11 protein-coding genes, 1 tRNA gene and 1 pseudogene are annotated in these 15203 nt (G+C 63.3%); 8 read left to right on the forward strand and 5 right to left on the reverse strand.

The window, feature by feature from the left end:
* Positions 1 to 97 precede the first annotated feature (97 nt).
* Positions 98 to 799 carry a hypothetical protein gene (locus IDM45_RS05300; RefSeq protein WP_209421932.1) on the forward strand — a complete coding sequence of 234 codons (702 nt, stop codon included), beginning with the start codon at positions 98 to 100 and terminating at the stop codon, positions 797 to 799.
* Positions 800 to 815: 16 nt separating this feature from the next.
* Here the strand turns inward: IDM45_RS05300 and IDM45_RS05305 are convergent, their stop codons facing one another.
* From IDM45_RS05305 to IDM45_RS05325, 5 genes and pseudogenes are all read right to left on the reverse strand, one after another.
* Positions 816 to 2567: a DUF262 domain-containing protein gene (locus IDM45_RS05305; protein ID WP_209421933.1), complete on the reverse strand. Its 1752-nt coding sequence runs from the start codon at positions 2565 to 2567 to the stop codon at positions 816 to 818.
* A gap of 66 nt (positions 2568 to 2633) precedes the next feature.
* Positions 2634 to 4102: pseudogene (locus IDM45_RS05310) on the reverse strand (cobyric acid synthase).
* A gap of 73 nt (positions 4103 to 4175) precedes the next feature.
* Entirely contained in the window at positions 4176 to 5228 is a 1053-nt protein-coding gene (locus tag IDM45_RS05315) for an aminotransferase class I/II-fold pyridoxal phosphate-dependent enzyme (RefSeq protein WP_209421934.1), read from the reverse strand.
* On the reverse strand, positions 5219 to 6259 hold the full coding sequence (gene cbiB / locus IDM45_RS05320) for an adenosylcobinamide-phosphate synthase CbiB (RefSeq protein WP_232653399.1): 1041 nt from the start codon (positions 6257 to 6259) through the stop codon (positions 5219 to 5221). The genes IDM45_RS05315 and cbiB overlap by 10 nt, the downstream gene beginning before the upstream one ends.
* Positions 6256 to 7170 carry a LysR family transcriptional regulator gene (locus IDM45_RS05325; protein WP_209421936.1) on the reverse strand — a complete coding sequence of 305 codons (915 nt, stop codon included), beginning with the start codon at positions 7168 to 7170 and terminating at the stop codon, positions 6256 to 6258. Before IDM45_RS05325 ends, cbiB begins: the two co-directional genes overlap by 4 nt.
* A 212-nt stretch (positions 7171 to 7382) precedes the next feature.
* Here IDM45_RS05325 and IDM45_RS05330 point away from each other — a divergent pair, with 212 nt between their 5' ends.
* From IDM45_RS05330 to IDM45_RS05360, 7 genes are all read left to right on the forward strand, one after another.
* The gene (locus tag IDM45_RS05330) at positions 7383 to 8342 is read left to right on the forward strand and encodes an amino acid ABC transporter substrate-binding protein (protein WP_209421937.1); all 960 of its coding nucleotides are present in this window, start codon (positions 7383 to 7385) and stop codon (positions 8340 to 8342) included.
* Between the two features lie 19 nt (positions 8343 to 8361).
* Positions 8362 to 10059, forward strand: coding sequence for a thiamine pyrophosphate-binding protein (locus IDM45_RS05335; protein WP_209421938.1), 1698 nt, complete (start codon positions 8362 to 8364; stop codon positions 10057 to 10059).
* A 93-nt stretch (positions 10060 to 10152) separates the two neighbouring features.
* Positions 10153 to 10243: transfer RNA gene (locus IDM45_RS05340), tRNA-Ser, on the forward strand.
* 487 nt (positions 10244 to 10730) lie between these two features.
* Entirely contained in the window at positions 10731 to 11261 is a 531-nt protein-coding gene (locus tag IDM45_RS05345) for a hypothetical protein (protein WP_209421939.1), read from the forward strand.
* A gap of 465 nt (positions 11262 to 11726) precedes the next feature.
* Positions 11727 to 12425, forward strand: a complete 699-nt coding sequence (locus IDM45_RS05350; protein ID WP_209421940.1) for a hypothetical protein — start codon at positions 11727 to 11729, stop codon at positions 12423 to 12425.
* A 300-nt stretch (positions 12426 to 12725) separates the two neighbouring features.
* Positions 12726 to 12917, forward strand: a complete 192-nt coding sequence (locus IDM45_RS05355) for a helix-turn-helix transcriptional regulator (protein WP_267912103.1) — start codon at positions 12726 to 12728, stop codon at positions 12915 to 12917.
* A 207-nt stretch (positions 12918 to 13124) separates the two neighbouring features.
* Positions 13125 to 15002, forward strand: coding sequence for a helicase-related protein (locus IDM45_RS05360; RefSeq protein ID WP_209421941.1), 1878 nt, complete (start codon positions 13125 to 13127; stop codon positions 15000 to 15002).
* Positions 15003 to 15203: the final 201 nt, after the last annotated feature.

Below are 15203 nucleotides of genomic sequence, written 5' to 3' on the forward strand. Positions count from 1 at the left end.
GCCTCAAACCCAATACAGGCAAGCGCTGACAGCTACCAATATGATAGTTGCAGCAAACCTGCGAACACATGCCGCGCGGGTATCGAGGGTGCCTGCAATGGAGTTTGAGTCCGCGCTGGCCACCCTGGCGCTGCTGCTGGCCTTGGCCGCGCGGCCCTGGCGCATGTTGGCCAGTCAGCGCCCCCTGGTGCATGAGGCCCACGGCGCCCCGGCAGCGCTGTGGACGCCGCTGCTGGCCACGCTGGCCATCCTGCCCTGGGCCTGGGCGCTGCCCACGCTGCACCGGATGCCGCTGCAGCTGCAGTGGTCGGGCGCCTGCCTGGTGCTGCTGATGCTGGGCTGGCCGCTGGCCGTGCCCACGCTGCTGGCCGTGGGCGCGCTGGCCTGCCTGTTCTCGCCCGGCCTGGGCTGGGAGGAGGCCCTGGGGCTGGCCGTGTGGTCGGGCATCGTGCCGGCCACGCTGGCCATGCTGCTGGGCGTGCTGGTGCGCCGGCTGATGGGCGAGCGCAGCCTTGGCGGCGTGCGCGTGTTCATCTACGTGCTGGGCCGGGGCTTTCTGGGCACGGCGCTGTGCATGTTCATCGCCGGCAGCCTGGCGCAGTGGACGGGCCACGTCCTGCCCGGCGTGGGCGAAGGGCTGTCGCTGGTGGCGCGCTGGCTCATGGCCTGGGGCGATGCCTTCGTCACCGGGATGCTGTGCGCCGTGTTCGCCGCCTTCAAGCCGCAGTGGCTGGCTACGTGGTCGGATGAGATTTATCTGCGCCGGCCTGATAGTCCCGGGGGCAGCGGCGGCGATTGAGCCGCCTCAACCCTGGTCAGGCCAGCAGCTCTTCTTCTTTCAGATATTGGAAAAACCTGTCCAATATATCCTTGCTGCGCTGCACTATATCGTCCTCATCGAACTTGGCCAGCTCGCTCAGTGACAGGGCTTGCGCAATCTTGCTGGGCTCCAGGTAACTGCCCCGACGCAGCTTGCCGGTGTATATCTTTTTCTTGTCCTCGAAGCGGTAGTCGGAGGCCCGGATATTGATGCTGGACTCCAGCAGGATCTTGTTGCCCAGCGCTTCGATGTTCTCTGCATTGGCGAGGCCTTTTTCCATTTCCTGGCGCTTCCTGGGATAGATATGCTCCAGCTGATAGACCTGCCCTGCATCCAGCAGCTTCTGCTCGGGGTGGGTATGGGCATACCAGGTCAGAATGGAACGAGTGATGTTGCGCTGATTGGTGAACGTATAGTTGTCGAACATCGCTCTGGCATGGGCTTCGGTGAACCTGTGCTTGTCGAACCTGACATCACCGCCGTTCACGATGTTGACCATTTCATCATATACCGGGGTGCGCAGCGCGTTGACCCCGGGGTTGGTCACTGCATAGGCATAGATGAAGGCGGTGATCCTGTCGAGGAATTGCCCGAACCGCACTGGCTCAAGCAATTCGTCCTCCAGCCGATTGAACAGAAAATAGACCGAGGTGATATGCTGCCACATACCATTTGGCGCGTAATTCAGGATGAACAGCTTTTTCAGGATATCGTCAGAAAATCTTTCCGTATCCTGCTGCGCGACGTCTTTCCAAAAAAGCGCCAAGGCCTTCAAGTCATCCAGTGTGGTCTCGCAGTGCAGGTACTGATACTTGTTGCGCTCATAGAATTTTCGCAGGGCATCCGTGGTCGTGCTCTTGTTGCCCTCCTTGGCCCGAAGGTAGTACATGTAGCGGGTGAACAGCTCATCCATGGGCGTGCTGGGCGGGTTGGTGAACACCTCGCTGGCCAGCGCCTCCAGCTCCTTCCACTCGGCGATGAATGCATCCTTCCTGCTCTCGCCCTTTTCGTTCACAAGGCCGCCATAGTACTTATAGAGCTGCGCCTTGAAGATATCGGCATCCGACAGCGGAAGACCACGATCGTTGAGTGTGGAAAAAATGCGCAAAGCCGTATCCTGTGACTCCGCCTCGATGGGCAGCAGAATGCAGTTGTTCAGGATGCGCGCCGGCAGATAGGCAAAATAACTGGGGTAGTCCTGCAGGAATTCATCGATCTTTTTTTGAAAGAAGCGATAGTTTTTCACATAACGGCTCTTATTACCACTCTTTGCCGATCCAGTGCGCAACAACTCGATGAATTCATCCTTGTCGGCATCGGTGGCAACTTCCGAGTCTATTTTCAATTTTTCCTTGTCGGCATTTCCGAATATATCGGTCTTCCAGATGCATTTCTCGATGTACTCACGGGTCGCAATGGAATTCTTGTCCTGCATGTTGGCGAATTTTTCATAGAACGCCCGCAGAATCAGCATCAATGTGGTCAGCCGTTGCTGGCCGTCGATGATCTCGGATTTGCCGTCCTCATTCTTGTAGGCAACGATGGAGCCCAGAAAATATTCCTCATTGTTGTCGAAGGCATCACAATCATTGTTCGGAAAGGAAAAGGCAAAAATATCATCCCACAGTAGCTGGCACTGCTCCTCACCCCACGCATAGGGACGCTGATAGTCAGGAATTAGAAAATCCGCTTTCTTGTCGGACAGCAGGGCAAGTATGGTTTTTTGATCGACATTCAGCTTGGACATGGCATTCCCTCGGAGTTGATATTTGATTTGCACCGCGCAGCGTCGGCTGGCTTCAGCGCATGTGCGTCAGGGGTGCGTCAGGGCATTAGCATCGAACCACTGCCCCACCCCCGCCGCCATGCGCTCGAAGGCGGCCTCCAGCGTCTGCGCGTCCCCGCCCAGCAGCGCCTGCAGCACGCTGGCATTCTCCAGCAGGCCGTGCAGATAGACGCCCAGCACGTTGCCGGCGACGTTCTGCCAGGCCAAGCCGGGGATGAGTTCGCGCGCCACATCGCCCTTGGCGGCCATGGCCGGGTGCTGCGCGGTCTGGCCGTGGTGGATTTCGTAGCCCAACACCTCCACGTCGGCAAGTGCCTGCCATGCTCCCTGCACCTGGCCAAAGCGCGCCTGCGTGCTGCGCACGGTCTTGTGCTGCTCGAAGCTGGTGACCAGCGGCAGCAGGCCCAGGCCGGGGCCGTTGCCGTCCACGCCCACGGTGTCGATCAGCGCCTCGCCCAGCATCTGCAGGCCGCCGCACACGCCCAGCACGCGCCGGCCCTGCGCGGCGTGCCGGGCGATGGCGCTGTCCAGGCCCTGGGCGCGCAGCCAGGCCAGGTCGGCGGCAGTAGCCTTGCTGCCGGGCAGGATGATCCAGTCTGCGCCTTCGAGCTGCGCCGGGCTGCGCGCCCAGGTCACGGCGACGCCGCCGGCGGACTGCAGCGGCGCGAATTCGTCCAGGTTGCTCCCGCGCGGATAGGCCACGATGGCCACGCGGGTGTGGATGCGCCCGGCCCCCCGGCCAGCTGCGGGTTCAGGCTGCCCTCGTACAGGCCATCCTCCTCGGGCAGGCCGTGGCCGTATTGCATGGGGATGGTGGCCACCACGGGCACGCCGGTGCGCTCGTGCAGCAACTGCGGCGCCGGGGCCAGCAGGCTGGCGTCGCCGCGGAACTTGTTCAGCACAAAGCCCTGGATCAGCGCACGGTCGTCCTCGGGCAGCAGTGCCCAGGTGCCGTACAGGTGGGCAAAGGCGCCGCCACGGTCGATGTCAGACACCAGCAGGCAGCGCGCCCCGGCATGGCGTGCCACGCGCATGTTGACCACGTCGCCGCTGGACAGGTTGATCTCGGCGGGCGAGCCGGCGCCCTCGATGACAACCACGTCGTTCTCAGCGCGCAGCTCATCGAGCGCCTGCGCGATCGTGGGCCACACGCGCTGGCTGCGCCCGCGCCAGGGCAGCTGCGACAGCGCGTGATCGACCCGGCCCAGCACGATGACCTGGCTTTTGGTGTCCGCCTCGGGCTTGAGCAGCAGCGGGTTCATGCGCACGTCGGGCACGGCGCGCGCGGCCAGCGCCTGGAAGTACTGGGCGCTGCCGATCTCGCCATATTCGCCCGCCGGCGTGGCCACGACGCGGGCGTTGTTGCTCATGTTCTGCGCCTTGAAGGGCGCGACCTTGAGGCCTTGATTGGCATACCAGCGGCACAGGGCGGTGGCCAGCCAGCTTTTGCCGGCACCGCTGCTGGTGCCCAAAATCATGATGCAGCGGGCGCTCATGGGGGTTCCGTTCGAGAAACTAGAAATGGAAAGCGGTGCCGGTGGCAGCGCGGGGTGGATGACGGCGAGGCGGTCAGGCGCGATGGTAGTCCCGCACGGCAGCGCGCAAGGCCTGCTGCGCGACCGGCGCCAGCACGCCCAGGCGCACATGGCCGGGCAGGCCGAAGGAGGCGCAGTCGCGCAGCTTGATGCCGCGTGCGCGCAGGTGCGCCAGCAGCGCGCCGGGTTCGCGCAGCACCTCTTGCGGCAGGCGGGCGGTGAAGAAATTGGCCAGGCTGCCGGGCAGCACCTGCCAGCCCAGCGCCCGGCACAGGGCCAGTTGCTGCGCCTTCCAGTCCTGCAGTACGGGCAGCGATGCGGCCAGCCACTGCTGCGCGCCCTGCCCCGTCCAGGTGCTCAGGAGGGCCACGCCATCGGCCCCCACCGGCCACGACGGCGCCAGCGCGCGCAGGTGCTGCGCCGTGCCGTCGGCAACGGCGGTGAATGGGGCGATGGCGTAGGCAGCGCGCACGCCTGTCAGGCCCAGCGCCTTGTTGGGCGAATACATGCGCCAGATGCCGTCCGGCAGATCATGGGCCGGATAGTGCGCCGGGCCGGGTGGGTCGGATGGGCCGGGCGGCAGCAGCAGCGGCGCATAGGCGCAGTCCAGCACACGCCAGTCGGCGCCGGCTGCGCCGGCCTGCCAGGCGTCGAGCGCGCCATCGCGCCCGCCCAGCGGGCTGGCCGGCTCGCAGGCCCAGTGCAGGGCGGGCGCTGCAGCGTCGGACGGCGGTGCCTGCACGGCCAGGCCCCACAGCGCCGCAGCGCGCACGTAGTCGCCATAGCCATGCGCCGGCACGACGGCCCGGCGCAGCCCGCTGCGCGCCGCCAGTGCGCTGATGCGGTGGATGAACTCGCTGGCGCTGGCGGCCAGCACGATGCGCTCGGGGGCCACCCCGTGGAAATCCGCCAGGGCAGCGCCCAGGGCGGTATAGGCCGGGTCGGGGTAGCGCGTGCGGTCGGCCTGCGCCAGCGCAGCCAGCGCCGCCGGGCAGGGGCCGCAGGCGTTGGCGTTGGTGGAGAAGTCATGCTGCGGCACGCCCAGCGCATCCGGGCCGCCATGCAGGGGTGTTGTGCTCACCACCATTCCTTCATTGAAATATCAAAAATCATAGCTGCTAGCGCAATCCCAGCAAGGGCTAGAACCGCTTTTCGTGCAAAAAATACGGCCTGCGCCACATGCCCGTCCTGCGGCGCGCAACCCGCCGGGTTGAGCACATAGACGCCTGGCTTGCCCAGCCGCACGCCCAGCAATTGCGCCATGACGCCCATGGGCCAGCCGCTGTTGGGCGACGGCGTGGTGCTGGCATCGCGGCGCAGTTGGGCCAGCGCCAGGCGCTGCCCGCCACCGGCCAGGCCCGCCAGCCACAGCAGCGCTGCCGTCAGGCGCGCCGGCAGCCAGCTCAGGACATCATCGGCATGTGCTGCCCACTTGCCAGCCCACTGCCAATGCCGCCGCTCGGCACCGGCGCCGCGCCAGCCGGGGTAGCCCCACATGGCATCGGCCGTGTTGGCCAGGCGGTACAGCGCCGCACCGGGCAGGCCCAGCAGGGCGAACCAAAAAAGCGGCGCGACCACCGAGTCGCAGAGGTTTTCCGCCAGGGTCTCGATGGCGCTCTCGCGCACCTGGGCGGCGTCGAGCTGCGCGGTGTCGCGGCTGACCAGCCAGGACAGGCGCTCGCGCCCGGCGGCCAGCGACTGCGCCAGCGCCGCCTGCACGGCCAGCACCTCGGCGCGCAACATGCGCCAGGCCAGCAGCGGCTTGAGCACGACGCCCAGCGCCAGCGCCGCCGCCCAGCCAGGCAGATAGCGCAGAAGGCTCCATTGCAGCATCCAGGCTACTATGCAAACCATAGCTGCCAGCGCAAGCCAGACAAGGGCTGCAAGCCAAAATGTCTTGTAATCGTGCGAGCGCTCCTGCGCTGGCGCCAGGCGCGCCCCGCAGGCGCCCAGCGCCCGGCCCATCCAGACCACGGGGTGCAGCCGCACGGGCGGCTCGCCCCACAGCGCATCGATGGCCAGGGCCACCAGCAGCGCGCCCGCCAGCAGTGCCGGCGTGCTGCCAGCGGTCTGGGCCGCTCCGGCAAGGCTGCCCAGCGATGCCAGCCAGGTGTTCATGGCAACTCCCCGGCACCAGCGCATTCCAGCACCAACCAGTCGCGAAACGCCGTGACCAGCGGCGTCTGCGCCCGCGCCTCGGGATAGACCAGGTAGTAGGCATCGCCACTGACCAGCGTGTCGGCAAACAACTCCACCAGGGCGCCGCTGGCCAGCTCTTGCTCGATCAGAAAGCGCGGCAGCAGCGCAGCGCCCATGCCGCAGGCGGCGGCCTGGGCAATCATGGCGAAGTGCTCGAAGTGCGGGCCGCGCAGGGCCGCATTGGTCTCGATGCCCAATTGCTCGAACCACTCGGCCCACTGCGCTGGCCGCGTGCTTTGCTGCAGCAGCACCACGCGCGCCAGATCCTGTGGCTGCCCGATGCCGTGCGCGTCGCGCAGCGCCGGGCTGGCCACGGCCACGGCCTGCTCGTGCATCAGGAACTCGCATACCGCCCCGGCCCAGGTCGGCGCGCCGAAGTGAATGGCGGCGTCGAAGGGCGTGCCGGCAAAGTCGAACGGCTCGGAACGCGCCGCCAGGTTGACCGTGGCCTGCGGATGCCGCGCCTGGAAGCGCGGCAGGCGCGGCACCAGCCAGCGCGTGCCCAGCGTGGGCAGCACGGCCAGGTTCAGCAGCCCGCCGGCGTGTGAGAACGCCATGGCCTTTTGCGTGCTGGCCGACAGCTGCTGCAGCACGGCGCGCACGTCAGCGGCATAGACGCGGCCCGCATCGGTCAGCACGATGCGCTGGCGCACGCGGTGAAACAGCGCCATGCCCAGGCGCTGCTCCAATTGCCGGATCTGGCGCGAGACAGCGCTTTGCGTCAGGTGCAGCTCATCGGCAGCGCGCGAGATGCTGGCCTGGCGCGCGGCGGCCTCGAAGGCCAGCAGGTCGCTGATGGGCGGCAGAAAGTTCTTGCGAAAACTGTTCATGCAGGAAAGGAATGATGCTGGCGAAGTCAGTGCCGTGAGACAGAACAATCGCCCCTTGTCAAGCCCGGCAAAACCCGGTCGAGAGGTCTCAATTCTGACCGGGTTCATTCGCTGTGCGCATGAAGTCGTTCCGCATTTTTGCTATCCACAGGTGCCAGGCCGGGCGATAGTGTGTATCGCAAGGCAGAACAACCATTCAAGGAGACGCAAGCATGACCTTCTGGCACCAGACCTGGCACAGGAAAGCGGCCTCGTTTTCGCTTTCCACGGCTTCCTCGGCCTTTTCAGGGGCGGCGCTGGCGCTGCTGTGCGCCGCCGTGGTGCCGGCTGCGCAGGCACAGGCCCCTTCAGCCACCTTCGACAAGATCAAGTCCAGCGGCAAGGTCGTGCTGGGCGTGCGCGAGACCTCTCCGCCCATGGCCTATGCCCTGGGCGCCAACGACAAGTATGTCGGCTACCACGTCGAGCTGTGCGAGCGGGTGCTCCAGGACATCGCACCCGCCGCGAAGCTGGAATACATGGCCATCACGGCACAAAGCACCATGCCGCTGGTCAGCAACGGCACGGTGGACATCGGCTGCGGCCCCACGACCAACAACCTGGCGCGCCAGCAGCAGGTGGCCTTTGCCGTGACCAGCTATGTCAGCGAGGTGCGCATGGCCGTGCGCAGCGACTCGGACTTGAAGTCCATCAGCCAGCTGGGCGGGCGCACGGTGGCCGCCTCCACCGGCACCACGGCCGTGCAGCTGCTGCGCAAGCAAGAGCGCGTGGTCGGCGCGCCCATCAAGACGGTGCTGGGCAAGGATCACCACGAGAGTTTCATGCTGCTCGAGTCGGGCCGGGTCGATGCCTTTGTGCTGGACGACAACATCCTGGCCGGCGTCATCGCCAACTCCAAGGATCCGGGCGCCTTTCGCATCGTCGGCGAGCCGCTGGGCGCGGAGCCGATCGCGCTGCTGTTTCGCAAGGACGACCCGGTCTTCAAGGCGGCGGTCGATGGCGCCATCACGCGCCTGATGCAGTCGGGCGAGATGGAAAAGCTCTACACCAAGTGGTTCGTGCAGCCCATCCCGCCCAAGAACGTCAGCCTGAACCTGCCGCTGGGCAACACCTTGCGTCAGCTGTTCGCCAACCCCAACGACAAGCCGCTGGAGTCCTACCAGCAGCCTTGATGCCTTCTGGCCCGCCGTCATGACCATCCCAACCCCTACCCCTCCTTCCTCCCGCACCGGCGGCCAGATCCTGGTGCGCCAGCTCCTGGCCCACGGCGTGCAGCAGCTGTTTTGCGTGCCGGGCGAGAGTTATCTGGCCGTGCTCGATGCACTGCACGATGCCGACATTGCCGTCACCGTCTGCCGCCAGGAGGGCGGCGCCGCCATGATGGCCGAGGCGCAGGGCAAGCTGACCGGGCAGCCGGGCATTTGCTTCGTGACGCGCGGGCCGGGGGCGTCCAATGCTTCCGCCGGCATCCACATTGCGCAGCAGGATTCGACACCGCTGATCCTGTTCGTCGGTCAGGTGGCACGCGGGGCCAAGGGGCGCGAGGCCTTCCAGGAGCTGGACTACCGCGCCGTCTTCGGCACCATGGCCAAGTGGGTGGTGGACATCGACGACCCGGCGCGGCTGCCGGAGCTGGTCTCGCGCGCCTTCCACGTCGCCACCTCGGGCCGGCCTGGGCCGGTGGTGGTGGCCTTGCCCGAGGACATGCTGACCGCCAGCGCCAGCGTGGCCGACGCCCTGCCCTACCAGGTCAGCGAAACCCACCCCGGCGCCGCAGCCCTGCAGGAGCTGCACGGACGCCTGCAGGCCGCCCGCCAGCCCGTGTTCATCCTGGGCGGCAGCCGCTGGAGCGAAGCGGCCGTGCGCGATGTGGCGGATTTTGCCGAGCGCTGGCAGGTGCCGGTGTATTGCTCCTTCCGCCGCCAGATGCTGCTGCCGGCCAGCCACGACTGCTACGCAGGCGACCTGGGCCTGGGCGTCAACCCCCGGGTGCTGGCGCGCATCAGGGACAGCGACCTGGTCGTGCTGCTGGGCGGGCGGCTGTCGGAAGTGCCGTCACAGGGCTATGAGCTGCTGGACATCCCCAACCCAGTGCAGCCGCTGGTGCATGTCCACGCCGATGCCGACGAGCTGGGCCGGCTGTACCGCCCGGCGCAGGCCATCCACGCCACCCCCGTGGCCATGACACGTGCGCTGGCGCAACTGCCGGCCCCATCAGCCACCCCGCGCTGGCTGGAACACACCCGCGCCGCGCGCGCCGAATACCTGGCCTGGAGCGACCCGGCGCCCATTCGCATCCCGGGCGAGCTGCAGATGGGCCAGGTCATGCAGCACCTCAGGGCCGTGCTGCCGCCGGACGTCATCGTGTGCAATGGCGCCGGCAACTTTGCCACCTGGGTACACCGCTTCTGGCACTTCGAGTGCTACGCCAGCCAGTTGGCGCCAGCCAGCGGCTCCATGGGCTATGGCCTGCCGGCGGGTGTCGGCGCCAAGCGCCTGTGGCCGCAGCGCGAGGTGGTGGTGTTTGCCGGCGACGGCGATTTTCTGATGCACGGCCAGGAGTTCGCCACTGCCGTGCAGTACGGCCTGCCGCTGGTAGTCATCGTGCTGGACAACGCCATGTACGGCACCATCCGTATGCACCAGGAGCGCGAGTACCCGGGCCGCGTCAGTGCCACCAGCCTACGCAACCCGGACTTCAGGGCCTACGCCCAGGCCTTCGGCGGCCACGGCGAGCGCGTCGAGCGCACCGAGGAGTTCGCCCCGGCCCTGGCGCGCGCACGCGCCAGCGGCCTGCCGGCCCTGCTGCACTGCCTGATCGACCCGCAGGCCATCACGCCCGGCAGCACGCTCGACGGTATCCGGGCAGCGGCGCTGGCCCAGAGCTGAGTTGCCCCGCATGGCAGCGCTGCCGAGTTTTTTGGGTTTCCTGGAGCTGCATTAGCAAAATCGGCCGAAATCATGGCTACAATGGCCGGCTTCGGAGAGGTGGATGAGCGGTTTAAGTCGCACGCCTGGAAAGCGTGTGTGGGTTAATAGCCCACCGCGGGTTCGAATCCCGCCCTCTCCGCCAATATATGAGCCCAAGTGATTGATTCACTTGGGCTTTTTTTTTGGGTTTTTTCTCTACCCACGTTTTTACCCACGTCGAAAACGTCGGTAGCAGCGGACGTCCAGCACGGTTCAACGGGGTCGCATCCCCCTTCGAACGCACGAGCCTGAAGCCTTGTCTGCCATGAGCAGCGCCCACGCTGGAGATCGGCAAGTGCCAGGCTGCCTGAACTCTGCTGCGATGAGCTGCCTCCTCGTGCCGCCATGGATGGCCCAAGCCAGCCTCTTGCCGAAAGAGGAGCCTATCCGGTCGTCTTTTGACCGGCCAAATTTGGCCGGTCGCTTGGCTGCGATCGCTTCAGCAAGTCGCCCAGCCACTGTCGGCTTCATACATCAGCCTCGCACATCAGCATTGCTTGCTTCGGCTGGTGTGGCATATACTTCCGCGCGTTGCGCCTCTCTCTTTTGGCTTCGATGTTGAAGCTCGTCCGCAGAAAAGAGAGAGCACCATGCACACCAACGCGACCTCCCCCATCCACGCCCTGCTGGGCCTGCCAGAAATCGGCTCCCAGGGCATCGAGCGCAGCGTCATCTTCCCCCTGCTCCCGGCAGCCGCCCAGACAGCCATCCGCAGGGCCACCAGCGAGGCCGACAAGCGCCAACTGGCAGCTCAGGCAGGCGACGCCCTGCCCGTCATCCTGGAGATGTACGAGGACTGCGTCATCCAGCCACAGCAGCGCCGCAGCGCTGGCTTGGCCTTCCCCACCTTCGCAGACTTGGGAAATTTCTTCTTGCCCGGTGTGCTGCACACGCACGACCGCTCATGGCTGCGTGTCGGCCAGCAAATCACAGCCATCGAAGTCACCCAGGAGTCCTCGCCTGCCCAGGGCTGGCAAGTCCTCGTTCGCTACGCAGACGGCGAACAACGCCTGGCTGCCGGCAGTGGCGGTGAAAGTTGTTTTTCCTCCTGCGCCGACGCAATGGAGCTCGCACAACACATCAGAACTGCGGCATTCATTCTGGGCAACCTGATCGACTGAAAAAAGCGCAAGCCTGCCGTGAGCCCGGCGCTTCCTATCTTGCGGGTAGCTGCCGGGCACGTTCACTTGAGCAGCCAAGATGCTGTTGAAGGTGGCTCGGTCATCCAGGCGTGGACGCTGTCTTAGGCGAGGGCCGGGCAGCAAACACCTGCGGCTCCAGTTTCTCCCAAGGCTTTTGGCCCATCAGGGAAGTGTTTCATCAGGAAGGGATCTGCACGGGATATTCCTGTAGCAGAGTTTATTGCCGAACCTAGCCTGTACCCAAAGAAGCAAAGCGCATTGAATAGCTGGCAAACAGCGCATACACCTCTTTACTGGCGCAAGAAAAACAAAATTGCCGACTGCCTCGGCAGACTGCTGCCAAGCCATCCTCGGACTACGCTTGACTGAGAGATTATTCATGGGATATTGAATTGAACCAATCGGAGCAGACGGTCTGCTCAATTGGCTCACATAGGAGAACCCATGAAAGACTGTACCAACCACCAAGAAGATAGCTCTTCAGGCCAATACTCCGAGGCAGACGTGGCTACAGGCTGCATCACCTTGGCAAAAGCTCTTGTCCAGCTTAACGTTCAGCTGGGCAAGACACTGCTGCTCGAAGTGATGTATGCTGAAAATTTCCCCGATTACGGGGTCTTGCAAAAGACTCTTCTCGCCGAGCATCTCAAGACTGATCGGTTGCGACTGCAATTGCTGGATTTGAGGATCAAGGCAGCGCTTGACTTGGCTACTCGGGTGAAGGTGCTGTTCAGGCAAGCGCCCGATGCTCATGTTCTGAATGAAGAAGTCGTTCAGTTGCTTTTGACGGATATGGAGAGAGTGGGGTTTCACTGGAAGGGGCAGATCAGCCTGGATCGTTGGGCCGCAGATACTGATGCGATCGTGCGCCAATGGCAACGAGAGCGCAGAACACTGGAGGCCAGAATCAGCGAAAAACAGGAAACCTCTGAGTTGATGGCCCTTCAGCAGGAAATAGTAGAGGTGCTGACCCTGGGTGCCAATCATTTGCATACCCATCTGTCCGCCATGGAGTCAACCGACCCCTGCAAGGCGCAGATCCTGGAGGGTCTGGAGGTCAATGCCCGCAAGCCTCTGACGACCAGTTGGCAATGGATGTTCAGCAACAGTGACTTCCAGGAGTTTGTCCAACAGTCTTGCTGAGGCAGCAGATAGTGGCGAAAGAGCCTGGGCCTTGAAGGCTCCGGCTCTCGCCTAACGACAGGTTGCGCTACTGAATGTTGATACCCAACGCGTGTTATTTGCTTCCAGAGCCGTTCGTGGAGTGCTTACCATGCTCACATGGATTCATGGACGTACCGATTGAATCCATGGTGTTTCCGGCTCACGCCTATGCACTGCCAATCGACTGTACGCAGCACGCGGGTGGCACCGGATCTTCTTCGATCTTTGCTTTTGTTGAAGGGTATATCTATGTCTGTAATGCTTGGTATGAGCAACACAATGTACCAAGAGCGTCGTCTGCTGCGCTTGAGGTCGGTTTTGGAGATGACAGGCTTGGGGCGCAGCAGTCTCTATAAGATGATCAAGGAGCAAAAATTTCCGCGCCCGGTGCAAATTGGCGCACGATCAGTCGCTTGGGACAGCACCGCAGTGGCAACTTGGATGCAAGAACGCATCAGTGGAAAATTGTGATCTACCGGAGAAGGCTCAAAGCCTTCTCTGTGAAATCTGAAGCCGTTGTACTTCAAGATCAATCACGCCATCGTCATCGCACAAATCCTCACCGACGTGTGCCTGGGTGCTCGGTGGCTCCATCCGCTTTCCAATAGGCAGGCCTTGGGAGTTAGATGATGGGCTTGAGGTGCGGTACACGTATGGTTTTACCTCTGTAGTTGCAACATGACTGTTTTTACTGCTCTCGATCGCATTGGTTGCCAGACGCCCGCAGAGGCACTGCTGGTACTACCCAAGGATTATGTCGACAAAACCCACATGTACCGATGCATCAACGCACATCTACCGACCAATCGCCTCATCATGTTCTGCGCTGTTGCTCGCTCTTGGAGAGGTCTCAACAGCCAAGGTCAAGTGACCTACAGCCCATACCCACGCTGCATTGACCTGATGCTGGATTTTGAAGATACCAAAGGTTTTCGGGTGCGCTTCTTCGGCCTGACTCCTGATGCAGCCAAGATGCTTGTCGATATGCCGCTGGAGTTTCAGGCCAGTATCAAAGACTACACCGATGGTCAGCGATTTTTACAAAACGCTCAACTTGCTGCATTGAGCGGCAAGATCGAGCCACAGTACGCCGGCGTGCAAGGTTCTGTCTCGGGCACCAAGATTGAGGCCGCAGTACGGGCTGCGCTGGCGATGCCTGACGCTCTGGATGCAGCAGCGCAGATCCTCATGGACAACCCGACCATCGCCCGCTTGCTGCATCAGCACAGCATCACCGCCCGACAACTTATTGTGGATTTGCACCGGCCCAGCTCGTTTGAGCGTGCCGACACCGCCCTGCGGCTGGCCCGTCACTGCGTCGTCCAAGAGGTACGTGCGCTGGCGCTGCAAGGCAGTGATGCAAGCCGTAGCGAAGTCGTGCCAGCTTTCTACAACCTGGATGAGGACTTGCGCGCCCTGGTGCAGGCCCAGCCCGAGACCCTCAGCCATGACCAGCGCCATGCCCTCAACGGCATTCGTAAACTTGTCAACGCCCAACGCGGCGTGCGCATCCTGCTCAATGGCGACGTGGGCACCGGCAAAACGCTGGTGTTTCTGCTGGCGCTGGCCGCCATCTGTCAGGCCAGTCTCAGACGTGTTGCCGTCGTGGTGCCAAGCGATTTGGTAGCACGACAGATTCATGCCCAGGCCGTACGGCGCTTTCCTCACTTGGAGCCTGATCTGGTAATCGCTGGCACCACACCTTCACCCCACGCACGGATGCTCATTGGCACCCAAGCGCTGTTTACACATGCTGGCGAATTGGATCTGGAGGCTCTGGTAGTCGATGAACAGCACAAGTTCTCTGTGCAGCAGCGCACTGTGCTCTCCCAAGGCCACACCCATATTATCGAAGCCAGTGCAACGCCGATTCCTCGTTCTCTGGCACTTGCCCTCTTTGACGGCTGGCAGCAAATTCGCCTCACCAACAGCCCGGTGAGCAAAACCATTCGCTCGTCCATCGCCTCGAATGCCGAGCGCTCAAAGGTCAACCAGTTGATTCGCACACATATGAGCAATGGGCGCAAAATCATTTTCTTGTACCCCAAGGTCAGCGGTCAGGGCGCGTCCGTAAAGGCTGCCGGTGAGCGACTGGGACAGCACTTCAAGAACAAGGTGGCCGTGCTGCACGGGCAGATGGCAAGCGAAGCCAAGACTCAGGCGCTCCAGGCATTTGCCAGCGGCGATAAACCCATTGTGGTAGCCAGCACTGCGGTGGAAGTCGGCGTGGATGTGCCCGATATTGGGTTGATGGTGGTCTCTGGCGCTGACCGCTTCGGGGTCGCCCAACTGCACCAATTGCGCGGGCGGTTGGCCCGTAATGGCGGCAGCGCCGATTTCGTGATGGTGCTCGACAAGCAGCCTTCGCGCCTGACCCAGGAGCGGCTCCAAGCTGTGTGTGATCACCCAGACGGATTTTCGCTGGCCGAGCGGGACATGGAGATCCGAGGCTTCGGAGATGTGCTGGGTGAGTTTCAGACGGGCAAATCCCTGGGTACTTTCAAGCTTCCGCGTTTGGAGGTGCAGGACTTTATCCAGTCCAAGCGCCACTTCTAGAGAGCCTCTGCATCACTCCATCACCATTGCATGACGGCCATGGTGGCCGAAGACGCGAGGGGGTCCAAAATGCTGCATCTATCGCTATCTACGTTGAATCATTGAATATTTTGATTCAACTTGAGCATCGGCTCCGCATGAGGTATCCAGAGCAGCACGGACTCATGATTTTGGCTATTTTGCGCCTGCCATCGGTTGCGC

The sequence above is a fragment of the Melaminivora jejuensis genome, from assembly GCF_017811175.1.
Classification (GTDB): Bacteria; Pseudomonadota; Gammaproteobacteria; order Burkholderiales; family Burkholderiaceae_C; genus Melaminivora; species Melaminivora jejuensis.